Annotated in this window: 19 protein-coding genes; 9 read left to right on the top strand and 10 right to left on the bottom strand. The window is 61.3% G+C overall.

The window, feature by feature from the left end; all coding sequences use genetic code 11:
• Positions 1-3: 3 nt before the first annotated feature.
• Genes BFN10_RS21410 through speB form a run of 3 tightly spaced genes read right to left on the bottom strand, consistent with a single transcriptional unit; the run spans position 4 to position 2,909 of the window.
• Positions 4-1,515 (bottom strand): purine-cytosine permease family protein, encoded by a 1,512-nt coding sequence (locus BFN10_RS21410; RefSeq protein ID WP_071491331.1) that lies wholly within the window; start codon positions 1,513-1,515, stop codon positions 4-6.
• A 21-nt stretch (positions 1,516-1,536) separates the two neighbouring features.
• A complete protein-coding gene (locus tag BFN10_RS21405; protein ID WP_071491330.1) occupies positions 1,537-1,959 on the bottom strand; it encodes a YybH family protein in 423 nt (140 codons plus the stop codon).
• A complete protein-coding gene (gene speB / locus BFN10_RS21400; RefSeq protein ID WP_033900672.1) occupies positions 1,959-2,909 on the bottom strand; it encodes an agmatinase in 951 nt (316 codons plus the stop codon). Before speB ends, BFN10_RS21405 begins: the two co-directional genes overlap by 1 nt.
• A 249-nt stretch (positions 2,910-3,158) precedes the next feature.
• Here speB and BFN10_RS21395 point away from each other — a divergent pair, with 249 nt between their 5' ends.
• From BFN10_RS21395 to BFN10_RS21360, 8 genes are all read left to right on the top strand, one after another.
• On the top strand, positions 3,159-4,052 hold the full coding sequence (locus BFN10_RS21395) for a LysR family transcriptional regulator (RefSeq protein WP_017134867.1): 894 nt from the start codon (positions 3,159-3,161) through the stop codon (positions 4,050-4,052).
• A gap of 5 nt (positions 4,053-4,057) precedes the next feature.
• A complete protein-coding gene (locus BFN10_RS21390) occupies positions 4,058-4,648 on the top strand; it encodes a tRNA-uridine aminocarboxypropyltransferase (RefSeq protein ID WP_071491329.1) in 591 nt (196 codons plus the stop codon).
• Between the two features lie 71 nt (positions 4,649-4,719).
• Complete coding sequence (locus tag BFN10_RS21385) at positions 4,720-10,638, top strand: NEL-type E3 ubiquitin ligase domain-containing protein (RefSeq protein WP_071491328.1); 5,919 nt, start codon at positions 4,720-4,722, stop codon at positions 10,636-10,638.
• Positions 10,639-10,746: 108 nt separating this feature from the next.
• Positions 10,747-11,649: a cysteine synthase CysM gene (gene cysM / locus BFN10_RS21380; RefSeq protein WP_058425337.1), complete on the top strand. Its 903-nt coding sequence runs from the start codon at positions 10,747-10,749 to the stop codon at positions 11,647-11,649.
• The gene (gene rlmD / locus BFN10_RS21375; RefSeq protein WP_071491327.1) at positions 11,649-13,001 is read left to right on the top strand and encodes a 23S rRNA (uracil(1939)-C(5))-methyltransferase RlmD; all 1,353 of its coding nucleotides are present in this window, start codon (positions 11,649-11,651) and stop codon (positions 12,999-13,001) included. Before cysM ends, rlmD begins: the two co-directional genes overlap by 1 nt.
• Before the next feature lie 121 nt (positions 13,002-13,122).
• Complete coding sequence (relA, locus tag BFN10_RS21370) at positions 13,123-15,366, top strand: GTP diphosphokinase (protein WP_071491326.1); 2,244 nt, start codon at positions 13,123-13,125, stop codon at positions 15,364-15,366.
• Entirely contained in the window at positions 15,366-16,199 is an 834-nt protein-coding gene (gene mazG, locus BFN10_RS21365) for a nucleoside triphosphate pyrophosphohydrolase (protein WP_071491325.1), read from the top strand. The genes relA and mazG overlap by 1 nt, the downstream gene beginning before the upstream one ends.
• A 25-nt stretch (positions 16,200-16,224) precedes the next feature.
• The gene (locus tag BFN10_RS21360) at positions 16,225-16,770 is read left to right on the top strand and encodes a DUF2058 domain-containing protein (protein WP_028617375.1); all 546 of its coding nucleotides are present in this window, start codon (positions 16,225-16,227) and stop codon (positions 16,768-16,770) included.
• A 130-nt stretch (positions 16,771-16,900) separates the two neighbouring features.
• Here BFN10_RS21360 and BFN10_RS21355 read toward each other — a convergent pair whose 3' ends face one another.
• From BFN10_RS21355 to purM, 7 genes are all read right to left on the bottom strand, one after another.
• Positions 16,901-19,012: a TonB-dependent receptor gene (locus BFN10_RS21355; protein WP_071491324.1), complete on the bottom strand. Its 2,112-nt coding sequence runs from the start codon at positions 19,010-19,012 to the stop codon at positions 16,901-16,903.
• An 11-nt stretch (positions 19,013-19,023) separates the two neighbouring features.
• On the bottom strand, positions 19,024-20,235 hold the full coding sequence (locus BFN10_RS21350) for an MFS transporter (protein WP_071491323.1): 1,212 nt from the start codon (positions 20,233-20,235) through the stop codon (positions 19,024-19,026).
• Positions 20,225-22,153 carry an IucA/IucC family protein gene (locus BFN10_RS21345; RefSeq protein WP_071491540.1) on the bottom strand — a complete coding sequence of 643 codons (1,929 nt, stop codon included), beginning with the start codon at positions 22,151-22,153 and terminating at the stop codon, positions 20,225-20,227. Before BFN10_RS21345 ends, BFN10_RS21350 begins: the two co-directional genes overlap by 11 nt.
• Positions 22,154-22,358: 205 nt before the next feature.
• Positions 22,359-22,547, bottom strand: coding sequence for a hypothetical protein (locus BFN10_RS21340; protein WP_071491322.1), 189 nt, complete (start codon positions 22,545-22,547; stop codon positions 22,359-22,361).
• Positions 22,548-22,927: 380 nt separating this feature from the next.
• Positions 22,928-23,641: a DUF3108 domain-containing protein gene (locus tag BFN10_RS21335; RefSeq protein ID WP_058424959.1), complete on the bottom strand. Its 714-nt coding sequence runs from the start codon at positions 23,639-23,641 to the stop codon at positions 22,928-22,930.
• A gap of 8 nt (positions 23,642-23,649) precedes the next feature.
• Positions 23,650-24,300, bottom strand: coding sequence for a phosphoribosylglycinamide formyltransferase (purN, locus tag BFN10_RS21330; RefSeq protein WP_071491321.1), 651 nt, complete (start codon positions 24,298-24,300; stop codon positions 23,650-23,652).
• Positions 24,300-25,358 (bottom strand): phosphoribosylformylglycinamidine cyclo-ligase, encoded by a 1,059-nt coding sequence (purM, locus tag BFN10_RS21325; RefSeq protein ID WP_016976515.1) that lies wholly within the window; start codon positions 25,356-25,358, stop codon positions 24,300-24,302. The genes purN and purM overlap by 1 nt, the downstream gene beginning before the upstream one ends.
• Positions 25,359-25,700: 342 nt before the next feature.
• On the opposite strand from purM, the gene BFN10_RS21320 reads away from it, so the two are divergent.
• Positions 25,701-26,741 (top strand): DUF2066 domain-containing protein, encoded by a 1,041-nt coding sequence (locus BFN10_RS21320; RefSeq protein WP_071491320.1) that lies wholly within the window; start codon positions 25,701-25,703, stop codon positions 26,739-26,741.
• Positions 26,742-26,751: the final 10 nt, after the last annotated feature.

Genomic DNA, 26,751 nt, shown 5'->3' with positions numbered 1-26,751 from the left:
CGATCAGGCGGCGGGTTGCAGCGCCGGTTTAACGCGCGCATCCGTGCGCTTGCTGCGAGGGTCGGCGGGCCCGTAGACGGCCGCCGGTTCCGGGAACACACGCAGCAAGGTCAGGTACACCACCGAGGCCAGTCCCAGCGTCACCGGCAGGCTGATATCGATGCCGTCGGCCAGGTTGCCCAGCGGCCCGACAAACTGCCCCGGCAGGTTGACAAAGCACAGACCCACCAGCGCACTCGGAATCCACGCCCCCAGCCCGCGCCAGTTCCAGCCATGGCTGAACCAGTAGCGACCGCCGGTTTCTCCACGGGTAAACACCTGCAAGTCATCCGGGCAGTAAAAGCCGCGACGCACGATCAGTCCGATGATCATCATCACCATCCACGGCGTGGTGCAGGTGATGATCAGCACGGCGAAGGTCGACACGCTCTGCACCAGGTTGGCGGCGAAACGTCCGATAAAGATGAAGGCAATCGACATCACCCCAATCAGCAAGGTGGCCTTGACCCGTGACAGCAGGCGCGGGAACACACTGGACATGTCCAACCCGGTGCCATACAGCGAGGTGGTGCCGGTGGACATGCCGCCGATCACCGCGATCAGGCACACCGGCAGGAAAAACCAGGTCGGTGCCACTGCAAGCAAACCGCCGACGTAGTTATTCGCCGCGATGTAGTCCGGTGCCTTGATCGCCACGATGGTCGCGGTGGCCAGGCCAAACAGGAACGGGATCAACGTCGCGATTTGTGCCAGGACCACTGCCAGCATGATGCGCATTTTCGGCGTTTCACGCGGGATGTAGCGCGACCAGTCGCCGAGGAACGCGCCGAAGGAAATCGGGTTGCTCATGGCGACCAGCGCGGCGCCGATGAAGGCGGCCCAGAAGCCGGTCTGCCCCAGCGCGACGGTGCCTGCGAAGTGGCTGTCGAAAGCCGGCGCGAAGGCGAAGATACCCAGCAGGAACAACAGGCTCGCCGCCCACACCGCAATGCGGTTGACCCACAGCATGAAGCGAAAGCCGTAGATGCACACCGTCAGCACCAGAATGGCGAACACCCCGTAGGCCAGCCCCAGGGTCAGGTCGGTTTCCGGCAGGCCGATCAGACGTTTCGCACCGCCCACCAGCGCATCACCCGAACTCCACACCGACAGTGAGAAGAAGGCAATCGCCGTCAGCAGCGACAGAAACGAGCCGACGATCCGCCCGTGCACACCAAAGTGCGCACCGGAAGACACAGCGTTGTTGGTGCCATTGATCGGCCCGAACAGGCCCATGGGCGCCAGGATCAGCGCACCCACCAGCACGCCCAGCACAATCGCCCAGACGCCGGCCTGGAATGACAGGCCAAACAGCACGGGGAAGGAGCCCAGCACGGCGGTGGCAAAGGTATTGGCACCGCCGAAGATCAGTCGGAACAGATCCTTGGGGCCGGCGGTACGTTCGTGGTCCGGGATCTGCTCGACCCCGTTGGTTTCTATTTTTCGAATACTTTTATCGTTGTTTTTATTATTCATGATCAGCTCCGATCACATTGGCTAAGGGGGCGGCAGCCCTTCCGGCATAGCGGACAAATGTTCGTGACAGGCCAGCCACCGGCCTTGTTTTTGTTGTGCGCCAGATCCTTGCCGTGTGAAGACAATGGTCTCGCGTTCCTGGCTTTTGAATTGCTCCCCGTTCATGCGCAGCTCGGTGGCCACGTCATGGATAAATATCGCCACGTCGCCCTGCAGGCTGACCACGGCGTTGCTCGAGGTGCACGACAGCACCTCGAACCCCTCGTCCCGACGCCAGCTGTCCCACAACGCCTGGTAGGCATCGCGGCTGAGCAGCGGCTGGGGGAGGGTGTAGAACACAAAGCTGGCATCGGCCGTGAACGCGCCGAAGTAGGCGGCGCGGTCATTGCGGGCGAAGGCCGCCACCAACTCGGCGGCGGCTTGCAGCACCTCGTGCGTGCTCATCAGCGGTGCGCCACGCCCGGCAATACGCAGAGCATTTCGTACAGCAGGTTGGCGCCCAGCAACGAGGTGTTGCCGGTGGTGTCATAGGGCGGCGAAACTTCTACCAGATCACAACCAATCAGGTCGAGGCCCTGGCAGCCACGGATGATCTCGATGGCCTGGATGGTGGTCAGCCCGCCGATTTCCGGGGTGCCGGTGCCCGGTGCCCAGGCTGGGTCGATGCCGTCGATGTCGAAGCTCAGGTACACCGGGCCGCCGCCGACCTTTTCACGCACTTCGGCCATCAGCGGTGCGAGGGAGTGGTGCCAGCATTCTTCAGCCTGGACCACGCGGAAGCCTTGCTTGCGGCTCCAGTTGAAGTCTTCGGCGGTGTAGCCCTGGGCACGCAGGCCGATCTGCACCACACGGTCGCAGTCCAGCAAGCCTTCTTCCACGGCGCGGCGGAAGGTGGTGCCGTGGGCGATTTTCTCGCCGAACATATGGTCGTTCACATCGGCGTGGGCATCGATATGCACCAGCCCGACCTTGCCGTGTTTCTTGTGGATCGCCCGCAGGATCGGCAGGGTGATGGTGTGGTCGCCACCCAGGGTCATCGGGATCACGTCGTGTTCGAGGATCTCGTCGTAGGCTTCTTCGATGATGCGCACGGCGTCGAGCAGGTTGAAGGTGTTGATCGCCACGTCGCCGATGTCCGCCACCGACAGCGAGTCGAACGGTGCGGCGCCGGTGGCCATGTTGTACGGGCGGATCATCACCGATTCGGCGCGGATTTCACGCGGCCCGAAGCGGGTGCCGGCGCGCAGCGAGGTGCCGATGTCCAGGGGCACGCCGATGAAGGCAGCGTCCAGGCCTTTGGCGGTTTGCAGGTGGGGAAGTCGCATCATGGTGGCGATGCCGGCAAAGCGCGGCATTTCGTTGCCGCCCAGTGGTTGGTGGAAAATCTTGTCCACGGGAGTGCCTCATCGTTGTTTTGTTTATTAGGGGTCGATTCTGCGAAATACAGGGAAACGAAAGAATCGGCAGGGGCAAATACTTAGTTCAGATTTTTCTAAACTAATGCCTGGGGTAAACTGCGTTTAAATGTGGGAAGGGGCTTGCCCCCGATGGCGGTGGGTCAGTCAATGTTGTGCCGACTGACACGCCCTCATCGGGGGCAAGCCCCCTCCCACAGGATTTTGTGTGTGCCTCTGGAGCCGCCCATGGCCAACGCCTTGCCCGACCTGAAACTCCTGCGCATCTTCGTCAGCGTCGTGCGTCACCAGGGGTTCGCCAATGCCCAGCACGAACTCAACCTGTCCACCTCGGCCATCAGCACCTACATGAGCCAGCTGGAATCGGCGTTGGGCCTGGTGCTGTGCCATCGCGGCCGCGGCGGGTTCAGCCTCACCAGCAAGGGCGAGCTGTTCCATCAGGAAACCCTGCGCCTGCTCGGTGAGCTGGAAGGCTTCGAGCAATATGCTGCCGCGTTGAAGGGCGAGTTGCGCGGCACCCTCAAGCTCGGCGTGCTCGATTCCACCGTCAGCGACAAGGCGCTGCCGTTCGCCGAGGTGATCGGCGCCTACAGCCTGGAGCACCCGGCGGTGCATTTGCACTTATCGGTGATGAGCCCCTACGAGCTGCAACTGGGCGTGCAGGACAACCGCCTGGACCTGGCCATCGGCGCCTTCTCCAACCGCATGAGCGGGCTGATCTACATGCCGCTGTACCGCGAACAGCACTGGCTGTATTGCAGCACCCGGCATCCTTTATTCAATGAACGACGTATCCCGGAACAAGTGATTACCCAGCAACGCATGGTCGGACGCGGCTACTGGAGCCAGGCCGAACTGGCGCGCCATGGCTTCAAGCACAGCGCGGCGACAGTGGAAAGTATGGAGGCGCAACTGATCCTGGTGTTGTCCGGTGCCTATATCGGGTACTTGCCCGAACACTATGCCCAGGCCTGGGCCGACAAGGGCGATTTGCGTGTGTTGCTGCCGGCGACCTTCGGCTACCAGGCGCCGTTTTCGATGATCATGCGCCGTGGTCGCAGCCGTGAACCGCTGATCCAGACCTTTCGCGACCTCCTCAAAGCCCAGCTCAACCAGGCCTGAAAATCATGTCCAGACCCCAATGCTCCCGTTGTCTCAGGCCTGCCACCCACTGCCTGTGCCCGTTGATCCCCAGCCTGGAAAGCCGCACCCGCGTCTTGCTGTTGCAGCACCCGAGTGAGGTCAACCACGCGCTGAATACCGCAAGGCTGGCCGCGCTGGGTTTGAACAACGCGCAGTTGGTGGTGGGGGAGGTGTTCGACGATCTGGCGACATTGTTGAACCCACCCGGTTATCAGGCGCGGCTGTTGTTTCCGTCGGACGATGCGCAACCCTTGCAACGCTATGCGCCGGACGAACAGCCGATGTTGCTCGTGGTTCCCGACGGCACCTGGCGCAAGGCGCGCAAATTGCTGCACCTCAACCCTTTGCTGGCGGCGTTGCCGCGAGTGACCTTGATGGGCGACGCCGTATCACGCTATCGATTGCGCAAGGCGCCCGGGCCCGGTGCGTTGTCCACCGTCGAAGCGATTGCGCAGGCCCTGCAAGTATTGGAAGCGCCTGCCTCCTTCGAGCCATTGCTGCGCCCGTTCGACGCACTGATCGAGCGGCAGATTGCAGCGATGGGCGCAGCGGTCTTCGAGAAGAACCATGGCTGAATCAACGCGCTACATAGTTACCGGAGCCGTCGACAAGTAGTGGATAGGCTGATCATTTCAAGGAGTGTGAAATGATCGAGCCGTTAGCGACACACCAGCAGGCAGACCCGTTGGCCACGTTCATGACGGAGCAGCGAGCGAGGCTGCCCCTGGTCTCAGGCGACGAGTGGGCGACCCTGCAAACCGTGGACGCCTTGCGTGAGAAGTTCGCGGCCTTCCTCGGTGGGCTCGAAGAAGGTGAGCGGCGTGAGTATGTGCGCGCGCAGCGGGCCTTGATCGAGATTCAGACGACGGTGTCGCGAGATGTAAGTCAACTGGTGGCGCAGTTTGAACGCCAAGGCCTGGAGCGTTTGCGCAAAGGCCTCAAAGACCTGGTCGGCAAGGATATCGACCCGAAGGCCGAGCATATCACCACGGTGTATTCCTTGCGGTCTGGTCGTTATCGTCGCGCGCCTTCGGGGCCTCCCTCTCACGGACAACTTCACCTGACACTCTGGGTGGCCGCGTGCATGAATTACGACGGCCTGACCAGTTGGGAGCGCCCAGGCGAGCCCGGGGTGGCGAAATCCAGCAGGCTGAGTGTTGATATCAGCCCTGAGGATTTCATTGCGTTGGTGCGTAAACTCAACCTCGGCGGTCAACTCCGCACTCTGCTCGACGACCGCCTGGGCAAGGATAAGCCGTTGGGTGTCGCGATTGCGAGCCTGGGGCGCCTGGAATTTGAGTTCGCCCTGATCGAGGCCCTGAGAGACTCGAAAACCACCCGGGTTGATCGGGAAAAATATCGGTATATCAAGCAAGCGTTGGAGCAAGAGGGACGCTGGGGGCACTGCGAAGAAATGCAACTGTTCATCCCCGATGGCAAAGATAAAGACGTCATCGGTTGGGTGCCTCAGTTTGTCGGGTATATCGGGCAGATCCTTAGCAGGCCACCCGGTGACACCCTGGAGATTTCTCACCTGGTATTTGCCGTTAACGGTTGCAAAGGCGCTTTCAGTTACTTCCCCGGAAGGCCAGGCGGAGGCGATTTGCGTCATTACGACAGTCACCGGGAAGCCTGCCAGGAGTTCTATGTCGTGTTCAGCGCTTTCTACAGGCAGGGTAAGGTGGCGTGGCTTTACACGGTCATGGCATACCCTGACCAAGAGCGCTTGACGAGACTCAGGCGAGGTTACGCTCGTGAAGAAGGCCTTTATGAATATGCCAGAATACTACAGGACTTTGTCCATCGCACGTTCGAGTCTCGGTTGGAGGACAGGACCGGGTATGACCGCAAGACTGTGACCCAAGCGCCCCCCGTCAGTCTGGGAGACCTCCACCTGACGCGTATCCGCACCAACCTGAAATGCCTGGCTAATGAGACTCCCGGGCTTCTGCAGACTATTACCGGTGTTGCTCGGGTGGTGTTGAGTGAGGTGCTGGAAATATTGCTGCTGCCGGTGCCTGGTGCGCTAAAAGGGCTGGCGCGCATACGGGTTGTTGCATTGTTTGCGGCACTCGGTGAAGGGCTGCTCAATGGTGTTTCCAGGATGTTGGAGGGGCACGCCGGCGAATTGGTCCTGGCCTTTGCCGACTTGGCCGACTTGCTTATCAGCGGGCGGCTGCACTCCCGACTGGCAATCAGTGTACGGCGGCGTCATCACGCGTTGTATAGACGCCTGTCGCAACTGCCTGAAGCCACCCGCGCCCAGGAAACCAAAGACCTGAGCGACTCCCAGTGGGTGGAGCGCATGCTGCTGCCCGCTCAGGCACCGGCGCGTGAAATACAGGCGCTGCTCGACACCAGCGGTACCTCACGGGCTGACCTTGAGCGTGTGTGGGCGGGTGAGAAACCGTCGGCTTCGCTGGTCGAGGCTACCGTACGGTTCAATGCCGACCGCCTGATTGACTGGGTCGCCGATCCCGCCGGCGCAGGCGGGCCGGCGCCTGTCGATAGTTTTGCCGTGGCGGGCCCGCTGCTCGTGCAGTTGCCCGCATGGCCGGTGGACACCACGCTGCGTATCGTGAATGCGCAGGGCCTGGAGCTGCGGCGCTACAGCAAGGATGCCGACCATCCGACGACCGCGGTGGTCACGGTGACAGCGCTGGAAAACTATCAGTTTGGCTACGCAATCCCTCAGCGCATCACGATGGACCTGACCCAGGCGGTCATGCGGCTATTACCCAATCGTTTTGCCGACGAGCACGCGGTTCGTCGGCAACTGTCAGCCCAGGCCCAGGCGTCGCGGTTCGATCTGTTCGAAGCCCTGACCCGGTTTGCCGATATCCATCGGTCGGCCGCTATCCGCGCGTCGGTGTCCGTGCGCAAGTGGTTGCCCGACAGCGTTGGGCATGACTACCCGGTACCCGAGGTGATCGAGGTGCTGCGCGCTTTGCATCCCGACGTCAGCCTGCCGAGATTGTTGGAGGTGCTGGATCAGCATCCGCTGTCGGCTGATCAGCAAGCCCGTCTGCTTGAGGTCCGACAACAACCCGAGGGACTGTACGATGGGCTCAAGGCCGCCGCGCAGATGGCGCGCGCCGAGGCCCTCATTGACCGGATCTACCACCGCCGCAGGTTTGACCCGCAAACCCAGGCGTGGGTCCAGGCGTTCGCCCGCAGTGCCTTGGGCGCTCTCGGCAAACGCCTGATTGTCGGCCCTCCAACCTATGTGCCCCTGGACCGTGACAGACATGCCGTGTTGGTCCTCGACCACGGCGAGGGAGAATTTTCGCCCTACGATCCGGATAGCCAGAGTGCCGGTGTGCAGCAGGGTGGCGCGGATGCGTTTTTCCGGGTGATGCTGAGCCAACTCTCCGAGCATGATCGCGCCAGGTTCGGCGCCGATATTCCGGCAGCCATCACCGGGTTTCGTCATCAGGTGGCGCAGGCCATGCTGCGCAATCGTGCACCGCAAGGCACGTTTTACCCCGTGCTGCGCGAGATCACCCAGTATGCGAGCCACGTCGACGCCACGCGTATGGCCTCCGAGCCTGATGCGATGGGTGTGTACCGTTTGGAGTCGGACCGCTATTTGTTTATCGACAGCCAATATTTCAAAGTGACCCAAGCGGATCAGACCCAACCCTGGCGTATCCGCCATCCTTCCCTGGACGACGCGTATGCGCCGGTATTGAGCCATAACGGTGCGGGCGCCTGGCGCCATGAATGGGAGAACCCGCTGACGTGGGATGGGCAGAAACCCTTTTACCGCCTAGGGCCCAGGTTTCGCGCATTGACCCCTGATGCCATCGACAAGGTTCAGCAGATCAGCGGCGTGACGCCGGACATGCTGCGCAAGGTGCATGTGCGCGGCGAACCGCCGCCGGTGCTGCTGGTGGAGACGTTCGAGCGGCTGAATATTTTTGAACGGGTCAAGCAAGGGCTGGAGGCTGGGTCGGAATTTATCGTCCAGGTGCTCGATGAAATAACGCCCGACAACGCTGATGTGTTGGTAGGCCTGCCTGGAGCTGCCCGTGAAGACCAGGTTACGGTGTTGGAAGCCAAGGTGAATATGGACAAACTGCAGATGCATGCACGGTTTTTCGATGTGCTGCGTCGTAAGAACCAGCGTTCCGACGACCCTTTGGTACAGGTGATATTGCGCCAGTATCCCGGCTTGACACTGGGTATCGCGCAAGACTGGGTGCAACACGCCTCTGCATCGGAGTTGGAGCGCCTCAGGGCGGGGCGTGTACCGAACTCTCTGGCGCAAGAGGCGCGTTGGTGGATCCGTTGGTTACGGGTCTGTGGCGCCCTGGAAGGCGTCTACCTGTCCCCGTTGGCGAATGACGACAGTTCACGGCTGATGCTCCATGAGCTGGCCGGTCTCGAGGGTTGGCCGACATCGCTGCGGGTTGAACTCTGGGACGCCCATCGCGTGATCGACAGTGTCGGTCCTGATGATGCGGATCTTCGGCGGGTCTTGAAACCAAGCGTCGGGCAGTACCTGGCTTACGTCCAACGGGCAGATGGCACCTTGCAGGCGGTGGGCGCGCGCGCGCCGTTCCTGGAGGCTTTGTTCGGCGCATTGCCCCCGGCCGAGCGCCAGTCGTTGGGCTATACCCACGCCGGCGCATTGGAGGAATTGCGCGCCGACATGGGCGCCCGCCTGGGGCAGGATTGGTCGGGAATCCAAGCGACACTCAACATGCGTCAAATGCCATTGAGGCTTGGGCCATTCCGGCTGATCAATGGTCGCAAAGGCTATCCATTCAGTGGTGGAACTGAGTTTGGGCCGACAGAGCGTGATCAGATCTCACGCATGCGCGAGCTGTACCCCTCTAAAACGGATGCCGAGGTTTGGGCGATGCTGGCGGAGGCGGGTGACACGGTCAGAGAGCGCGAAGACTTGATCAACTATCAGGTCAGGGAGCGTGATCGGCTGTACAGGGATTTGCAGGCGTGGCGGGATCAGGCGTCGACAGTCCAGCCGGACAGCGTATCGGCCCGTTCGCGGGCCTTGGCGGCCGAGCGGATTCAGCGTTGCTGGGCCAAGGAAGGGTTCACTCCGGGAGTGGCCGAGGAACTCAACCTGGACGATTTGGATTTGGCAAGTTTACCCACCCTGGGCGCGTACTTTGGTCATGTGACGATGTTGAGCGTGAGAAACAACCGATTGACGGCGTTGCCGGAGCGCTTTCTGTTCAACTTTCCGGCCCTGCGCATTCTTTATCTCAATGGTAACCAACTCACTCATCTTCCCAATCTGGATGTCCACGCTCACCTGGCAGTGCTCAATTTGTCGAACAACCACTTGCGGTTCAACTACATAGACGAGGAACGGTTGGCTGAGCTTACCCGACTCAGAAGCCTCGATTTGTCGGGAAACCCGCTTGGGCAGGGCCGACGCTTGAATGTCTATAAGTTGAAGAGCCTGCGGGAGCTGAACCTGCGCAATTGCGAGTTGAAGCAATTGCCGCGCGGTGCCGTGAGCCTCCCTACCTTGAGCAGCCTTGACCTGCGTGACAATCAACTACAGGAATTGGCCGAGACGGACTTGTTCATTTATCCCGATGTCCATCGAGGGATGAACCTGAGAGGTAATCCGCTTTCCGCCGAGGCACGGCAGTTGTTACGCCGAGTGGGCGAGCGTCGGGGACCACCCGGTATTGATTTCGGACTATGGGAACCGACGGTTCCTCTTGATCAGCGTCCCGACCGCTGGTTGGCGCTGCTCCCTCCTGGAGAAGTACAAGCGCGCCAACTCGATTGGGCGTACTTGCAAAACCAGCCAATGGCGGATTATTTCTTTGAGTTGCTGGCAAGCATTGCCGAATACCCGCAGTTCATTGACCCTCACCACCGTGTAATGAGAGAGATCATTTCACACCGAGTCTGGGGGGTGATTGACGATGCGATGTCCCATGAGGGCATGGAGCGGATTGCTTACTTACCGTGTTATCGCACCCTTCGCGGAGGGATTGATGGTTGCCTGTTGTGCTTGCATCAACTTGAGTTGCAAATAGTTCCTTTACGGATACTCGATGCCGGCGTCCAAACGGCAGGGCCAAATCTGTTGCATTACTACCGGGCACGGCGTCGCCTTGAATACATAGATCAGTATCTTTCCAGGCACTTTGAGCCCCAGGGCATGGCATTCGCTTGCACGCGGGTCCTGAGTTATCGCATCGCCCTGGCATCGAGCCTGAATTTGCCGCAAGTACTTCCCCAGCGTTTTGAGGCGGCTGTGCCGGATGCCCATTCAGTCAATACCGTGCGCACGGCTGTACTGAATAATGAGACGGGAACGAACTGGCCTGAGTTGTTACAGAATGAGCCTTTCTGGGTGCATTTTATTCAACATAAATATGCCGCAGATCTCGAATTCAAACTCCGCCGTTTCCAGAGGCTATTGGAGGTTGCTGATCAACAACTGGCGAGCGGCTTGATCAGTGAAGGGCAGTACGTGAATCGTCTCAATGGCGTGCGGGACGCAAGGGCATCAGCCGAAAACAAGCGGATTCGGGAACTTACCCGCCAGGAGTGGACGGCGTTCGTGATCGGATGATTTTTCGTGCTTATATCCTAACGCAATAAGCACCACACTTTGCGTGATATGGCCCGCCGGCCTTTCCCGGTATGATGTGCGCCCCGCAGTCTGGATTGCGAATACGCCATGACCTTGCAGTACCCTACAATCGCCGATTGCGTCGGCAACACGCCCCTGGTCCGCTTGCAACGCATGGCGGGTGAAACCAGCAATACCCTGCTGCTCAAGCTCGAAGGGAATAATCCGGCCGGTTCCGTGAAGGACCGTCCGGCGCTGTCGATGATCACCCGCGCCGAGTTGCGCGGGCAGATCAAGCCCGGCGACACTCTGATCGAAGCCACCTCGGGTAACACCGGTATCGCCCTGGCCATGGCCGCCGCGATCAAGGGCTACAAGATGATCCTGATCATGCCCGACAACGGCAGTGCCGAGCGCAAGGCGGCGATGACTGCCTATGGCGCGCAGTTGGTGCTGGTTACCCAGGAAGAAGGCATGGAGGGCGCGCGCGACCTCGCCGAGCGCATGGCCGCCGAAGGCCGTGGCCTGGTGCTTGACCAGTTCGCCAATGGTGACAACCCCGAGGCGCACTACACCAGCACCGGCCCGGAAATCTGGCGCCAGACCCAGGGCACCATCACCCATTTCGTCAGCTCCATGGGCACCACCGGCACCATCATGGGCAACTCGCGCTACCTCAAGGAGCAGAACCCGGCGATCCAGATCGTTGGCCTGCAACCGATGGAAGGCGCGGCCATCCCGGGTATCCGCCGTTGGCCCGAAGAGTATCTGCCGAAGATCTACAACGCCACGCGCGTGGACCGCATCATCGACATGGCCCAGCGCGAGGCCGAAGACACCACCCGCCGCCTGGCCCGTGAAGAAGGCATCTTCTGCGGCGTATCCTCCGGCGGCGCCGTGGCCGGTATGTTGCGCCTGTCCAAGGAGGTGGAAAACGCGGTGATCGTCGCGATCATCTGTGACCGAGGCGACCGCTACCTGTCGACCGGCATCTTCGACGAACCCAACTGATGGCCAGGCACGAGAGAGGCCTGCGCTTCCAACCGACGGGCGGCAGCCGCGCCCCGCAGATTCCGGTGGGCAAGAAACAACGCCTGACCATCGAGCGCCTGGCCAATGACGGCCGTGGCATCGTGTTCTTCGAAGGGCGCACCTGGTTTGTGAACGGCGCGCTGGCCGGCGAAGAAGTCGAAGCGCGGGTGCTGGGTGCCCACGGCAAAATCGTCGAGGCGCGCACCGAGCGCGTCTTCAAGGCCAGCGAGCTGCGCCGCCCGGCGCCTTGTGCGCACGTCGGTCGTTGCGGCGGTTGCAGCGTGCAGCATTTGCCCCATGCCGAACAGCTTGCCCTGAAACAGCGCATGCTCGCCGAGCAACTGTCCCGCGTGGCGGGCGTGGAACCGCAAGAGTGGGCCGCACCGTTGAGCGGGCCGGAATTCGGCTACCGTCGCCGCGCCCGCGTGGCCGTGCGTTGGGATGCCAAGGCGAAACACCTGGACGTCGGTTTTCGCGCCGTGGCCAGCCAGGACATCGTCGCCATCGATGATTGCCCGGTGCTGGTACAGGCCTTGCAACCGATCATGCAGCGCCTGCCGAACATGCTGCGCCGCCTGAGCAAACCGCAGGCCCTGGGGCATGTGGAATTGTTCAGCGGTACGTCCATTGCGGTGTTGCTGCGGCATATGGCGCCGCTGTCCGAAGCGGACCTGCAGGTATTGAACGAATTCTGCGCTTTCCACGAGGCCCAGTTGTGGCTGCAGGGCGAGGGCCAGCCGGCGCCGGTCGACACCGATGCTGTGTTGGGCTTTCCACTGGAACAGTGGAATCTGGAACTGGCTTACCGGCCAGGCGACTTTGTGCAGGTCAACGCCGGCGTCAATGCCGCGATGGTTGCCCAGGCCCTGGAATGGCTGGCGCCACAACCCGACGAACGGGTGTTGGACCTGTTTTGTGGCCTGGGCAATTTTGCCTTGCCACTGGCACGCCAGGTACGCGAAGTGGTGGCGGTGGAAGGTGTGCAGACCATGGTGGACCGGGCGGCCGTGAATGCCGTCAGCAACGATTTGCACAATGCGCAGTTTTTTCAAGCCGATTTGTCCCAGCCTTTGATTGACGCAGAATGGGCCAAACAGGGCTTTTCTGCGGTACTCTTGGACCCACCCCGTGACGGTGCCCTGGAGGTTGTGCGCAAGCTTGCGACCTTGGGTGCCAAGCGTCTGGTGTATGTGTCCTGCAACCCGGCCACGCTGGCGCGGGACACGGTTGAGTTGGTCAGGCAAGGCTACCGGCTAAAACGTGCCGGGATCCTCGACATGTTTCCGCAAACCGCGCATGTCGAGGCCATGGCGTTATTTGAAGCGGGCTAGGATGCCTGTTTAATCCGACTGGCCTGCGTTCTCCAGGGCCTCTGATCTGCCAGGGAGTCCGCAGTAAACGTCGGCGATGATTTTGGCGCATCGAAGGTGCGTCGTAGGGAAGGTAAGCAAGATGGTACAGGTGAGAGCACACCAGCCGATCAACACCGACGGCAGTATCAATCTCGAGGCATGGCTGGACCATGCCATCAGTGTCGATCCGGCACTGGACCGTGAAGCCTTGAAAGCAGCCTGCGAGTTCGCTCGTGAGTCTGAGCAGCAAGACAATGCGGCCAAGAACCTATGGGCCGAAGGCACTTCCAGCTTTCGCACCGGGTTGGAAATCGCTGAGATCCTCGCCGATCTCAAGCTGGACCAGGATTCGTTGATTGCCGCCGTGCTCTATCGCGGCGTGCGTGAAGGGCATATCCCGTTGCCCACCGTCAGCCAGCGTTTCGGCACCGTGGTGGCCAAGCTGATCGACGGCGTGCTGCGCATGGCGGCGATCAGTGCCAGCCTGAGCCCGCGCCAGTCCATGGTGCTGGGCACCCAGGGCCAGGTCGAGAACCTGCGCAAGATGCTGGTGGCGATGGTCGATGACGTGCGCGTCGCCCTGATCAAGCTGGCCGAACGTACCTGCGCGATCCGTGCGGTGAAGACCGCCGACGACGAAAAACGCAACCGTGTTGCCCGCGAAGTCTTCGACATCTATGCGCCGTTGGCGCATCGCCTGGGCATCGGCCATATCAAGTGGGAGCTGGAGGACTTGTCCTTCCGCTACCTCGAACCCGATCAATACAAACAGATTGCCACGTTGCTGCATGAGCGGCGGCTGGACCGTGAGCGCTTCATTACCGATGTGATGAACCAGCTGCGCTCCGAGTTGCAGGCCACTGGCGTCGAAGCCGACATCAGCGGCCGCGCCAAACACATCTATTCCATCTGGCGCAAAATGCAGCGCAAGGGCCTGGCCTTCAGCCAGATCTACGACGTGCGTGCGGTGCGCGTGCTGGTGCCGGAAATGCGCGACTGCTACACCGCGCTGGGGATCGTCCACACCCTGTGGCGGCACATTCCCAAGGAGTTCGACGACTACATCGCCAACCCCAAGGAAAACGGCTATCGCTCGTTGCACACGGCGGTGATCGGCCCCGAGGGCAAGGTGCTGGAAGTGCAGATCCGCACCCACGCCATGCACGAAGAGGCGGAACTTGGGGTATGCGCGCACTGGCGCTACAAGGGCACCGACGTCAAGGCCGGGTCCAACCAGTACGAAGAGAAAATCTCCTGGCTGCGCCAGGTGTTGGAATGGCACGAAGAACTCGGCGACATCGGCGGCCTGGCCGAACAGCTGCGCGTGGATATCGAGCCGGACCGGGTCTACATCTTCACCCCAGACGGCCACGCCATCGACCTGCCCAAGGGTGCCACGCCGCTGGACTTCGCCTACCGCGTGCACACCGAGATCGGCCACAACTGCCGGGGCGCCAAGATCAACGGGCGCATTGTGCCGCTCAACTACAGCCTGCAGACCGGTGAACAGGTCGAGATCATCACCAGCAAGCACGGTACGCCGAGCCGCGACTGGCTGAACCCGAACCTGGGCTACATCACCACGTCGCGGGCGCGGGCGAAGATCGTCCACTGGTTCAAACTGCAGGCGCGCGACCAGAACGTCGCTGCCGGTAAAACCTTGCTCGAGCGCGAACTGGCACGCCTGGGCCTGCCTCAGGTGGACTTCGACAAGCTGGCCGAAAAGGCCAACATGAAGATCGCCGAAGACATGTTCGCCGCCCTCGGTGCAGGCGACCTGCGCCTGGCCCAACTGGTCAACCTGGCCCAGCAACTGGTCGAGCCGGAACGCGGCAGCGAACAGCTGGAACTGATCCCGCGCAAGGCCACCGGCTACAAGCCTGGCAAGCGTGGCGATATCCAGATCCAGGGCGTGGGCAACCTGATGACTCAAATCGCCGGCTGTTGCCAGCCGCTGCCGGGGGATGCCATCGTCGGCTATATCACCCAGGGCCGCGGTGTAAGCATTCACCGCCAGGATTGCGCCTCGGTGCTGCAACTGGGCGGGCGTGAGCCGGAGCGGATCATCCAGGTCAGCTGGGGGCCGGTGCCGGTGCTCACTTACCCGGTGGACATCGTCATCCGTGCCTACGACCGTTCCGGGTTGCTGCGTGATGTGTCGCAGGTGCTGCTCAATGAGCGGATCAACGTACTGGCGGTCAACACCCGCTCGAACAAAGAGGACAACACCGCGCTGATGTCCCTGACCATCGAGATTCCGGGGCTGGACGCACTGGGACGGTTGCTGGGGAGGATTTCCCAGTTGCCGAATATCATCGAGACGCGGCGTAACCGTACCCCATGATGTATACGCTCGAAGACCTGCTGCACCTGATGAGTCGCCTGCGGGACCCGCAATATGGGTGCCCGTGGGACATCAGGCAAACCTACGCCACCATCGTCCCGCACACGTTGGAAGAGGCCTACGAAGTCGCCGACGCCATCGAGCGCGGCGACTTCGATCATCTGCAAGGTGAGTTGGGCGACCTGCTGTTCCAGGTGGTGTACTACAGCCAGTTGGCGCGGGAAGAAGGGCGCTTCGAATTTGCCGGGGTGATCGACAGCATCACGCGCAAGCTGATCCGTCGCCATCCCCATGTGTTCCCCACCGGCGACCTGTATGCGCCGCTGGATATCCCGCAGTTGAGCGAAGAACAGGTCAAGGAACGCTGGGAGCAGATCAAGGCCGAGGAGCGCGCGCAGAAGTCCGACGCGCCGGAGCAGCTTTCCCTGCTGGACGATGTACCCACCGCGTTGCCGTCCCTTTCCCGTGCCGCCAAATTGCAGAAGCGCGCCAGCCAGGTCGGGTTCGACTGGCCCTGCGCCTTGCCGGTGGTGGATAACGTGCGCGAAGAGCTGGATGAAGTGCTCGAAGCCATGGCCGATAACGACCCGGCGGCGATTGCCGATGAGGTCGGCGACCTGCTGTTTGCGGCGGTCAACCTGGCCCGTCACCTCAAGGTCGACCCGGAAACCGCGCTACGGGGCGCCAATGCCAAGTTCGAACGACGCTTCCGATTTATCGAACAGGCATTGCGCGATACCCGCCGTCCCATAGAAGATTGCACCCTCGAAGAGTTGGACGCCCTGTGGGGCGAAGCCAAACGTCAGGAAAAGAATGTGTCCAGCTGCGGTTGAGCAGTTGCCTAAGTGAGTAAGCACCATGAGCCTTTCCCTTCGCGACCAGTTGCTCAAAGCAGGTCTGGTCAATCAAAAGCAGGCCAAGCAGGTCGGCAAAGAGAAACAGAAACAGCAGCGCCTGGTCCATAAAGGCCAGATCGAGGCCGACGACACCCAGGCCCGCCTGGCGGCCGAGGCGCACGCCGAGAAGGTCAAGCGCGACCAGGAGCTGAACCGCCAGCAGCAGGAAAAAGCCGAGGCCAAGGCCCGCACGGCCCAGGTCAAGCAACTGATCGAGACTTCGCGCCTGCCCAAGCTGACCACCGAGGACTACTACAACTTCGTGGACGACAAGAAGGTCAAGCGCCTGTCGGTCAACACGCTGATGCGCAACAAGCTGAGCAACGGCTCCCTGGCGATCGTGCACCACGGTGGCGGTTATGAGGTGATCCCGCGTGAAGCGGCGCTGAAGATCCAGGAGCGCGCACCGGAGCGTATCGTGCAGCTCAATATCCTTACCGAAAGCCAGGTGCCGGATGAAGATGATCCCTACGCCGCCTACCAGATCCCGGATGATCTGATGTGGTAAGGCTGCAAGCCTCAATTGTGGTGAGCAGGCTTGCCTGTGGTGAGCGGGCTTGCCCCGCGTTGGGCCGCGAAGCGGCCCCAAAACACAAACCCCGCTCAAAAGGCGGGGTTTGTGCTTTCAGCGCCGCGTGTTACCAGTCCACGGCATAACTCACGCTGAAGGTCCGACCTTCGGCATTCGGGTACGGTGCTCGCGCGTTGGCCTGGGCAAACATGTTCTGGTAATTGCGGTTGCTGAGGTTGTAGATCGCCCCCTCCAGGCGACCCACAGGCAAGCGTACCGAACCCAGCAGGTCGACCAGGGTGTAGCCCTGGATATCGCGGCCGTTGTTGTCCTTGAACGCGGCGTCATAGTCGGCCAGGCGCATGGCTTGCAGGCGCAGGCTGTAGTCGTCGTGGTCATAGCCGACAAAGGCGGTGGTCTTGGCGGGGGAGATGCGCGTGGCCGGCAAGTCGATCCATTTGCCGTTTTGGCGGGTCTCGCCTTTGGCATACGCGTAAGTACCGCCGACCGACCACTGGTCAGTGACGTTGTACGTCAGGCTGGTTTCAATGCCGCGCACGCGTTCTTTCTGGTTGATCAGGCGCAGCACGCGATCATTGGCGTCATAGAACTGGGTGACATCCGAAGTGTTTTCATACGCCGTGACGTTGGCCAGCCATTTGTCCCAGTTGCCACGCCAGCCCAGCTCATAGCTGTCGACCTTGAGGGCTTGGGCATTGAGCTTCTGAATGTCGTACTGGCTGTTGACGTCCCGCAGGAAACGTTGGATGTCCGGCAGGGAAAAGCCCTGGCTGTAGTTGACGAATACATCCTGGTTTTCGCTCAGGTGATACACCGCCCCGAGGTTATAGAGGGTGTCGTCATATTTGAGGGTGCCGCCCGGCAGGGTAGCGCGGTTACCGGTCTGAACGATTTCGCCATAGGCAATGCTGTCGTCGATCCGGCTCTCGATCCACTCGCGGCGCACACCGCCACGCAAGGTCCAGTCGTCTATGTCGTAGGACAGTTGGCCAAAAATCGCCTTGGTGGTAGTGGTGATGTCCGGCCCCATCTCGAACGTGGTGCCGGTCTTGGTGTAGGTCAGGCCATTGACCCGGTACTGGTCGCCGCGCTGGCGTGAGGTTTCGTGATCATAGTCAGCGCCCCAGACCAGGTTGCCGGTCGCCGGGCCGATATCCGGCATTTGCGTGTCGATGGCTGCGCGCACGCCATAGACGTCCTGCACGCTGTTGTTGTCGGAAACCCCTGCGCGACCGCGGGACAGGTCCGGGAAAAACAGCGCGTCGGCCCGGCGCCAGTAGCTTTCGACCTGCAAGCCCTGTCCGAAGAACGCTTTGTCGGAGTAGTTGAGGTTGACCGCCTGGTTGTGTGTGAACGGTTGATCGTCCAGGTCCAGGCCTTTGACCGCAACGGCGGTGGTGGTGATGCGTGGGTTCTTGGTGTAACGGGTGTCCTGTTCGTCTTTGTAATCTTGCAGGGACAGGCTGATCTTCTTGTCGTCATCCAGCGTGTAGCCGAAGCGACCTTGCAGGTCGTAGGTCTGGGTATCCATGTTGCTGCCCTGGGACGTGTCCTGGGGAATGCGCTTGCCGTTGCCGTCGAACTGGTCGTTGCGCTGCACGCCGTTCGCCGATACGTACCAGTCCACCGGGCCCTTGCGCCCAGTAGCGCTTTGGAACGCCTCGTAGGCAAAGCCCTTGTGACTGAAGTTATTGCCGCTGGTCATGCCGATCTTGCTGCTAAAGGCGAGGTCTTCACCTTGGTTACGCTTGGTGATGATATTGATGATGCCGCCTGAGGCGCCCGCGCCATAAACGCTGCTCGCTCCGGAGATCACTTCGATGCGCTCGATGCTTTCCGGCGCAACGCTGTTGAGCTGGCGGAAGTTGTCGCGTGTGGCGTTCTGGGACACGCCGTCGATCAGGATCAGCGTATTGCGTCCGCGCAGGGTCTGGCCGAAGTTGCTCATGCCACCGCTGGAAGGGGCAATGCCTGGCACCAATTGCCCGAGAATATCCGCGACCCGGCGCCCCGCGGCTGTTTGCTGGCGGATCTGGGTTTCGTCGATGACCTGTACGGAGCCTGGAATCGCGGCAATGCTGGTTTCACTGCGCGTGGCCGAGACGACGGTGGCCTGCAATTGCAGGTTGGTGGGCTCGGCCTCGGACTGATCGGCCCAGGTCGGTGCGCTTATCGATCCCATCAGTGGCAGCAGCGCTGCCCATTGCGACTTTCTCATGATCTTGCCTTTCAATTATTAGACGTATTGACAGAAAAAACAGGCATAGCGGGTGTTCGGGTGAACGAGCGGATGATGCGGATACCCAGGGCGGCCAAGGCGTACGTGAGTGCAACCAGCCAGAAGCTGTGTGCCAGGCCTACCATCCCCATGCCGATACCACCCAACAAGGCACCGCCTAGCGCTCCCGCCTTGGCGGCGCTGTTGCCGATGCCCAGGGCAAACCCCTGTTGGGCGGGCGCAACGGTATTGGCGATCAACGTATAGGCGACCGGCAGCAAGGCGCCTTGCCACATGCCCCACAGCAGCCGGCTGGCGATGAAGCCCAGCCATTCGTTGGCCAGTGCTGTGCAGGCCAGGGTCAAGGCGCAGGCCCAGGTGACCCATTCGATGATGCGCAGCGTGTGTGCGGGCGAGTGTCGGTCGAACAGGCGACCCCAGAGCGGTGCGGACAGGGCCAGGGTCAGTGCGCTGGCGGCATAGCTGGCACCGATCAACCAGCCTGGCGCATGCAGGACGTCCGCGACGTATAGGGCGTAAAACGGCTGGGGCATCATTTTGGCAGCCTGGATCAGTACGATGATCCCCAACATTGCGCCGAGCCAGCCTTTGGGCAGGGCGGTGGGCGTGGTGGCATGAGTCTTTCGCAGGCGCTGGGTGTCGCTGGGCAAGAACAGGCTGACCAGCGCGCATACCAGGCAGACGGCGGTAGCGCTGTAGCACAGCAGGGCGAATCCGGAGATATCCATCAGCCAGCCACCCAACACCGGACCGGCCAGCGAACCCACGGCGGTGGCGGATTGCAGGCGGGCCATTATGTGTCCGCGCCCACTGTCGCCGCAGCACGCCAGCGCATAGGCTTGGGCGGCCGCGATAAAACCCGCCAGTGCACCTTGTGCCACGCGGATCGCGACCAGCAGCCAGGGATCGAAGGTCAGGGCGGCCAGCGCCTGACAGGCCGCCAGCGCCAGCAGCGCCCGAATGATCATCGGCTTGTGCCCGGTTCGGTCGCCCAGGCGACCCCACAGGGGCGTCAGGATCATCGCTGCCATCATCGGTCCGGCGTATACCAGCGACGACAGCAGGCCGGTGTAATGGGCGCCGGCATCGCCAAGCAGCCTCTGGATCTGCAAAGGCCAGAAGGGGCCGCTCATTTCCATGGCACCCATCGACACCAACTGGATGACCACCAACAAACGCAGTGCAGTGCTGTTAGCCGGCATGTGCGGCGCCGCTCAGCGGGTTCGGCAGGCGCCCGACGATATCGGCGTGACTGTCCAGCAGCCGCATCCGCATGAACGACTTGGCTGGCCACGGCTGCTCCAGCAGCGCTGCACGTTCGGTTTCCCAGCGTTGGGGAGCGACCTCGTTGCGCATGCGATCAAAGCACTGGCTGACTTGGGTCGCGAGTTCGTTCCACAGTTGCGCCTGGGGAATATCGAAGTAGCGGGCACTGAGCAGCACCAGTTCGCCCAGGTGGCACATGAATACCGTGTGCAGCAGCTTGTCACGGACAAAACCGGCATCGTCGTAAAGGGTCATCTTGGGGTCATGCAGTTCGATGTCCAGCCCGTGGGCATGCAAGGTCTGGCGGTCGATGCGAATATCGCCAAAATCACGCAACAGCAGGCGGCTCAACTGCCCGTCTGCGGCCATGACCATGAAGGCGTTCTGCTGATGGGCCTCGAACGCCACACCGTAGCGCAGGTACATCCCCAGCAGGGCCGGCACAGTGATCGCTGCATAGTCTCGAAAGAACGCGAGCATGGCCGGTGCATTGTCCTGGCCTTTACTCAAACGTACCCACTGTCTCAGCAAAGGCTGCCCGTGTTGGTCGATGGCAAACAGGCTACCTACCGGAACGGCCATTTCCCCCGGTTGTAGCAGGCTCTGGGGGTTGTCGCGGTAGAGCACGGCCAGGTGGCGGGCGTGTTCGTCATTCACCGGTTGGGGGTTGAAATGCACGCCGATCCGCTCGGGAACGATGTTCAGGATGTTCTGGATCGCGGGTTCGCGCGCCAGGATCGTTTGCAGCAAGTGACTGATCCGCGGCCCCATGCGCGCCGAGCGTGGCGATACCGTGCGCTGTACGCTGGTCAGGCGCAGTGAGACCGGGAGCTTGACCATGGGCGCACCGCCCTGGCCATCAGGCAATACGGTCCGGAAGGACATGGTGGGGTGGGCGGTAAACGCGACGATGTCGGTCAGCACCAGCAGTCGGTCGCCGATTTCGTTGGCGAACAATTGAGGCAGTTCCCGTTGGGCTTGCCAAGGGTGCGCAGGCAGCGGCAGATACTCACTGGCTTCCAGGCCCTGGGCCGTCAGCGCTGCGGTCAATTGCTGTGCAGCACGTGGAAAGTGGGCTTGCCACCATTGCCAGTAATCAGCGGTATCGGCCAGCGTTTCCACGTGGGCGTACTGGTGGTGCAGCGCGCACAGCAACACCGGGAAGCGCGCTTCGAACTCCGGTGAGAAGTCGATGACCTGGTGGGTGTCCAAACCCAGTTTGGTTTTGTAGTTGGGGTGCCAGGGGTGGCCCAGCGTGCCCCACTGCTCAAGCACGGAAGTCGGGTTGGTAACGCTTGGCTCATCCTTGAGGTGACTCAGCAGGTTGTCCTGATGGGACGGGCCCATCGAGGCGTGCAGCCTCAGGCTCCATTGCTCGTGGAAGGCCAGGCAGAGCGTATCGTTGACAAAACTGTCGTCGATCTCGCTGTTCAGGCGGCTCAATACCTGCGGGGCGGCAGGTGTTTCGAGGGTGTCGTTGAGCAGCGTCAGCAACTGCGATGGGAATTGGATCTTCCGTGCGGCCTGTCCAGTTTGCACAAGCGTCACCGCGCCACGCAGGTCCCAGCTGGCCATGCGCCCGGCACGCAGGTGGTCGAAACGCAGGCAGGCGTGATCGGACAGCGGTAGGTGGTGGCGGCCTTGTTCGTCTTGGGTGAGTGTATCGGGTGCCAGCAGGCCTTCACGGAACAGGGCCTGGATCAGGCGTTGAAAGCTGCGTTCGGCGGCGGGTGCGAGGGTGTCGATCAGGGCTTCGAGGGTGACGTTGTGAGTCTGGAACTGGGGCGTAACCAGTGCTTCACCCCAGCGTTTGAGCAATTGTTGGTCTGGCGTATTGCTGCATCCGTTCGTCATGATGAATTCCGTTTTCATGGGCGTGCTGAAAGGTGGTGGATATTATCGAGAATCATTTCCAATTGTCTATTTGCTGATACAATTTTACTGAATCGTTTATGCCCGCCGTGCAGTTTGCCAAAACGAAAAACCCCGCTCGAAGGCGGGGTCGTCGGGGGTAGGCCCTCCAGCTGCGTGGGGCTGGGGCCTACGAGATTTCAGGTGTTCAGGAGCTTTGTGTCTGGCGTCTCATCTCAAGGGCTTCGAGCTCGTTCTTATAATTATGAGCGTCGCTCTCGTTGTGAAACATGCCGACCAACAGGTCTTGCTGGTGTACATCCCAGATGTGAATCCCATGGCCCAGTGCTTCGTGGGACATATGTTCGTCGTCGCGTTCAGTTACTTTTACAGTCATCTGCTTGCTCCAATCTCTGGTGGATCTGCGGCAAGTCGTCGCAGGCCTTTGTTATATGTTTTGTTAGCTTGCTAAGTAAACCGACTTTTCGCGCAACAAATCATTGCAGCAAACGCAACAGTGCTGCAGGCCGCGTAAACCGCGACATTACGCCGCAGGGTGCTGAGTTTTATGACGAAAGTTTCATGTTCAAGTCAGGCATTGAACCCTTTGTTGGCCCGGCTATCGCTATCGGGGGCAAGCCCCCTCCCACATTTTGATCGGTGAACACAACCAAGTGTGGGAGGGGGCTTGCCCCCGATAGCGGTAGAGGTTTGAACACCAAATCCATAGGCGAAAAAAAGCCCCGCATTCGCGAGGCTCGTTGTTCCAGCTACCGATCAGCTACCTTTGACAGCCTTACCGTCAACAGTGCCGTCCTGCAGCATGATGTTGTATTCCTTGCCATCGGTTTCTACCTGGCGCAGGGCAACCAGAATACCGCCCTGGTCCTTGGCGAACCACATCTGGGTGATGCGCTTGCTTTGCGTCGGGTCACGCACGCGCTCGACCTTGATGGCGTCGATGGAGCCGACCTTGGTCTGGACTTTTTCCGGGCCGATCACGCGGAAGTCGTAGGTGTCGACGTCGGTGCCTTCGACCACGTTGTAGCTCATGCTTTTCTTGCCGGCGGCCACATCGCGTTGCAAGGCCAACTGGTAAGTCGACTTGTCGAGCATGCCGCTTTGCAGGGGCACGTTGACCGGGTCTTTGTTTTCAAAACCGGTGACTTTCTTGGCGGTCTGGTCGAAGTCCAGATTGATTTTCTTCGCCTTGCCCAGGCCGCCGCGTTCGAAGGTGTAGCTCTTCGGTTGCAGGGTGTCCTTGTCAAACAGGATCACGCTGGTTTCGGTGAGGCTGGCGATCATCATGGAAGCCTTGAAATTCAAGGTCCAGGAGCCGTCGCCGTTCTTGGCCAGGCTGCGTTCGGCCGAACCACTCATGGGCAACTGTTTCCAGTCGGCGGTGTAGCTGACGGAGAAGGGGTGAAGGTCTGCTGCTTGCACGGCTGGCAAGGCGAACAGCGCAAAAGCGAAGAGCAAGGCGCGACGCATAAAATCTCCTAGGTTCGAATCAAGTGGCCGCTGGCCGCGAGTAACTGACCGTCCAATAATGCACCCTGGTCACCAAGAATCAACCGCCCCTCGGCAAACCAGCGAACGGCCAGCGGGTAAATCCTGTGTTCCTGGGCGTGAACCCGTTGCGCAAGCGTCTGCGCCGAGTCGTCAGACTCTACCGGAACCACTGCCTGTACGACCAGAGGCCCGCCATCGAGTTCCTCGGTGACAAAGTGCACGCTGCAGCCATGCTCGCTGTCGCCGGCCTCGAGCGCACGCTGGTGTGTGTGCATGCCTTTGTACTTGGGCAGCAGGGAAGGGTGGATATTCAATAGGCGCCCGGCGTAATGCCGCACGAAGTCAGCGCTGAGGATGCGCATGAAGCCGGCGAGTACTACGAGCTTGGGGTTGAAGGCGTCGATCAGTTCGATCAAGGCGCGGTCGAAGGCCTCGCGACCGTCGAACGCCTTGTGATCCAGCGAGCGGGTGTCGATACCCGCGTCCCTGGCGCGTTGCAGGCCGTAGGCGTCGCTGCGGTTGGAGATCACCGCAGCAATGCGCACCGGGTTGTCGCCGGTGCGCGTGCTGTCGATCAGGGCCTGCAAGTTACTGCCGGTGCCGGAGAGCAGCACCACGACATCACAGGTCTGAGACATTAATGAGCCTTGAGGTTCTTCAGCTCAACCTGAGCCGCGCCTTCGGCAGCGGTGGCGATCTGGCCGATGACCCAAGGCTGCTCGCCGGCTTCGCGCAGTACGTTCAGTGCGGTTTCAACGTGCTCCTGAGCCACGCAGATGACCATGCCGACGCCGCAGTTCAGCACGCGGTGCATCTCGGTTTCGTCGACGTTGCCTTTCTCTTGCAGCCAGTCGAATACTGCCGGACGCTGCCAGCTGGCCACGTCAACGATGGCCTGGGCGCCTTTTGGCAGCACGCGCGGGATGTTGTCCAGCAGGCCACCGCCGGTGATGTGGGCCATGGCCTTGACGGCGCCAGTGTCCTTGATCAGCTTGAGCAACGGCTTGACGTAGATGCGGGTCGGGGCCATCAGCAGGTCCGTCAGCGGCTTGCCGTCGAGCTGGGTGTTCTCGATCTCGGCGCCGGACACTTCGATGATCTTGCGGATCAGCGAGTAACCGTTGGAGTGCGGGCCGGAGGATGGAAGGGCGAGCAGGGCATCGCCGGCGGCAACCTTGGAGCCGTCGATGATCTCGGCTTTTTCCACGACGCCGACGCAGAAGCCGGCCAGGTCGTAGTCTTCACCTTCGTACATGCCTGGCATTTCAGCGGTTTCGCCGCCGACCAGGGAGCAACCCGACAGTTCGCAGCCGGCGCCGATGCCGGTGACCACTTGGGCCGCGGTGTCCACGTTCAGCTTGCCGGTGGCGTAGTAGTCGAGGAAGAACAACGGCTCGGCGCCGCACACCACCAGGTCATTGACGCACATGGCGACCAGGTCGATGCCGATGGTGTCGTGCTTGTTCAGGTTCAGCGCCAGGCGCAGCTTGGTGCCCACGCCGTCGGTGCCGGACACCAGTACAGGCTGCTTGTAGCCGGCCGGGATCTCGCAGAGGGCGCCAAAACCGCCCAGGCCGCCCATGACTTCAGGGCGCGCAGTGCGCTTGGCGACGCTCTTGATGCGTTCGACCAATGCTTCACCGGCGTCGATGTCTACACCGGCGTCCTTGTAGCTCAGGGAGGGTTGCTTGCTCATGATCCAGGCCTTTAGGGGGGATTTCTGGGTAACGACCGAGCGGGCGGGGGCTTTTATAAAGGCCACGCCGTTGACGGTCTGCGAAGGCGCGCGATTTTATCAGGCTTGAGGGGCAGCGGCCATCCTCGGGCCGACGGGCAGGGGCATATGGCGTTAAAAAAATGCTAATCGGGTCTGCTTTGGTGCGTATTAAGGTATAGCCTTTACTGCGCTAGCGTTGTGACAGTACGAAAACTTACCAAGACCCTGTGAATGTTTTATCGGTCGCCGTGGTCACAGCCTTGGCAAACCGAGTTCACGCGGTCTGTTCCAGCCGCTAAATTTGTCGTTCGGGAATCTTCCATGCGTCTGTGTAAATTCTTCTTTGTGGGCTGCTTGTCGTTGGTCAGCCTGGCGAGTCATGCCGAAACCCTCAATGGCCTTTATCAAGTACTCGAACCCGTCAGCAGTCAGTCGCCGCAAGAGCGTGAACAGGCGACCCAGCGCGCCGTGCAGACCCTGGTGATCCGCCTGACCGGCGACGCCAAGGCCGCCGAGGGGCCCGGTCTGGCGGCCGTTCGCAAGGATCCGCAACAAATCATCAGCCAGTACGGCTACGACGCCGGCCCGCCGGAAAGCCTGCAAGTGGATTTCGACCCGGTGAGCACCGATCGCGTGCTGCGTGAAGCGGGTCTGTCGATCTGGGGCAGCAATCGGCCGTCGATCCTTGGCTGGTGGCTGAACGACTCCACCGAAGGCAGCAGCCTGGTGGGTGATGGCCAGACCGTCGCCCAGGCGCTGCGCCGTGCCGCGCAACACCGTGGCTTGCCGCTGCGCCTGCCGCTGGGCGACCTGGATGAGCAGGTGGTCGCCACCGCACCGAACCTGGAAAGTGCTGACGCCACACCGTTGCGCGCCGCTTCCGAACGTTACGGCGCCGACGCTTTGCTGGCCGTGCATGCGCGTCAGGAAGGCAACCAATGGCAAGCCAAATGGCGCCTGTGGCTGGGCGACAAGAGCGAGCAGGGCACCGCGCAAGGGGCCGACACCGGCGCTGTAGCCGACGCGGTGATGCTGGCGGTCAGCCAAAAGCTCGCGCCACGCTTTGCGGTCAAACCCGGCGTGAGCACCGAACAATTGCTGGAAGTGCAGGGCATGACCCTTGAGCGTTATGCCGCGCTGGGTCACCTGCTGGAGCCTTTCGGTGGCCAGCCGCAGTTAGTGGATGGCAATCGCATCGTATACCGCGTCAATGGCAGTGCCGATCAGTTGCGTACCCAGTTGAGCCTGGCCAAGTTGCAGGAGATTCCTGCGGGTGAGGCACCGGTCCCGCAACCGGTGGCGGAGGGTGCGCAGCCGGCTGCTGCACCAGAACCTCAGGCGCAGCTGCGTTTTCGCTGGTAGCAGTTTTCTT

Origin of the sequence: Pseudomonas extremorientalis, assembly GCF_001870465.1 — a bacterium.
GTDB lineage: Bacteria > Pseudomonadota > Gammaproteobacteria > Pseudomonadales > Pseudomonadaceae > Aquipseudomonas > Aquipseudomonas extremorientalis.
The sequence above is the reverse complement of the archived record's forward strand: the minus strand, read 5'-3'. Positions and strand labels throughout refer to the sequence as shown.

What these genes read in the sequence shown, in the direction of transcription:
- BFN10_RS21410 (WP_071491331.1), bottom strand. Translation starts at nt 1,515, where the DNA reads ATGAATAATAAAAACAACGATAAAAGTATTCGAAAAATAGAAACCAAC.
- BFN10_RS21405 (WP_071491330.1), bottom strand. Translation starts at nt 1,959, where the DNA reads ATGAGCACGCACGAGGTGCTGCAAGCCGCCGCCGAGTTGGTGGCGGCC.
- BFN10_RS21395 (WP_017134867.1), top strand. Translation starts at nt 3,159, where the DNA reads ATGGCCAACGCCTTGCCCGACCTGAAACTCCTGCGCATCTTCGTCAGC.
- BFN10_RS21390 (WP_071491329.1), top strand. Translation starts at nt 4,058, where the DNA reads ATGTCCAGACCCCAATGCTCCCGTTGTCTCAGGCCTGCCACCCACTGC.
- BFN10_RS21385 (WP_071491328.1), top strand. Translation starts at nt 4,720, where the DNA reads ATGATCGAGCCGTTAGCGACACACCAGCAGGCAGACCCGTTGGCCACG.
- cysM (WP_058425337.1), top strand. Translation starts at nt 10,747, where the DNA reads ATGACCTTGCAGTACCCTACAATCGCCGATTGCGTCGGCAACACGCCC.
- rlmD (WP_071491327.1), top strand. Translation starts at nt 11,649, where the DNA reads ATGGCCAGGCACGAGAGAGGCCTGCGCTTCCAACCGACGGGCGGCAGC.
- relA (WP_071491326.1), top strand. Translation starts at nt 13,123, where the DNA reads ATGGTACAGGTGAGAGCACACCAGCCGATCAACACCGACGGCAGTATC.
- mazG (WP_071491325.1), top strand. Translation starts at nt 15,366, where the DNA reads ATGTATACGCTCGAAGACCTGCTGCACCTGATGAGTCGCCTGCGGGAC.
- BFN10_RS21360 (WP_028617375.1), top strand. Translation starts at nt 16,225, where the DNA reads ATGAGCCTTTCCCTTCGCGACCAGTTGCTCAAAGCAGGTCTGGTCAAT.
- BFN10_RS21355 (WP_071491324.1), bottom strand. Translation starts at nt 19,012, where the DNA reads ATGAGAAAGTCGCAATGGGCAGCGCTGCTGCCACTGATGGGATCGATA.
- BFN10_RS21350 (WP_071491323.1), bottom strand. Translation starts at nt 20,235, where the DNA reads ATGCCGGCTAACAGCACTGCACTGCGTTTGTTGGTGGTCATCCAGTTG.
- BFN10_RS21345 (WP_071491540.1), bottom strand. Translation starts at nt 22,153, where the DNA reads ATGACGAACGGATGCAGCAATACGCCAGACCAACAATTGCTCAAACGC.
- BFN10_RS21340 (WP_071491322.1), bottom strand. Translation starts at nt 22,547, where the DNA reads ATGACTGTAAAAGTAACTGAACGCGACGACGAACATATGTCCCACGAA.
- BFN10_RS21335 (WP_058424959.1), bottom strand. Translation starts at nt 23,641, where the DNA reads ATGCGTCGCGCCTTGCTCTTCGCTTTTGCGCTGTTCGCCTTGCCAGCC.
- purN (WP_071491321.1), bottom strand. Translation starts at nt 24,300, where the DNA reads ATGTCTCAGACCTGTGATGTCGTGGTGCTGCTCTCCGGCACCGGCAGT.
- purM (WP_016976515.1), bottom strand. Translation starts at nt 25,358, where the DNA reads ATGAGCAAGCAACCCTCCCTGAGCTACAAGGACGCCGGTGTAGACATC.
- BFN10_RS21320 (WP_071491320.1), top strand. Translation starts at nt 25,701, where the DNA reads ATGCGTCTGTGTAAATTCTTCTTTGTGGGCTGCTTGTCGTTGGTCAGC.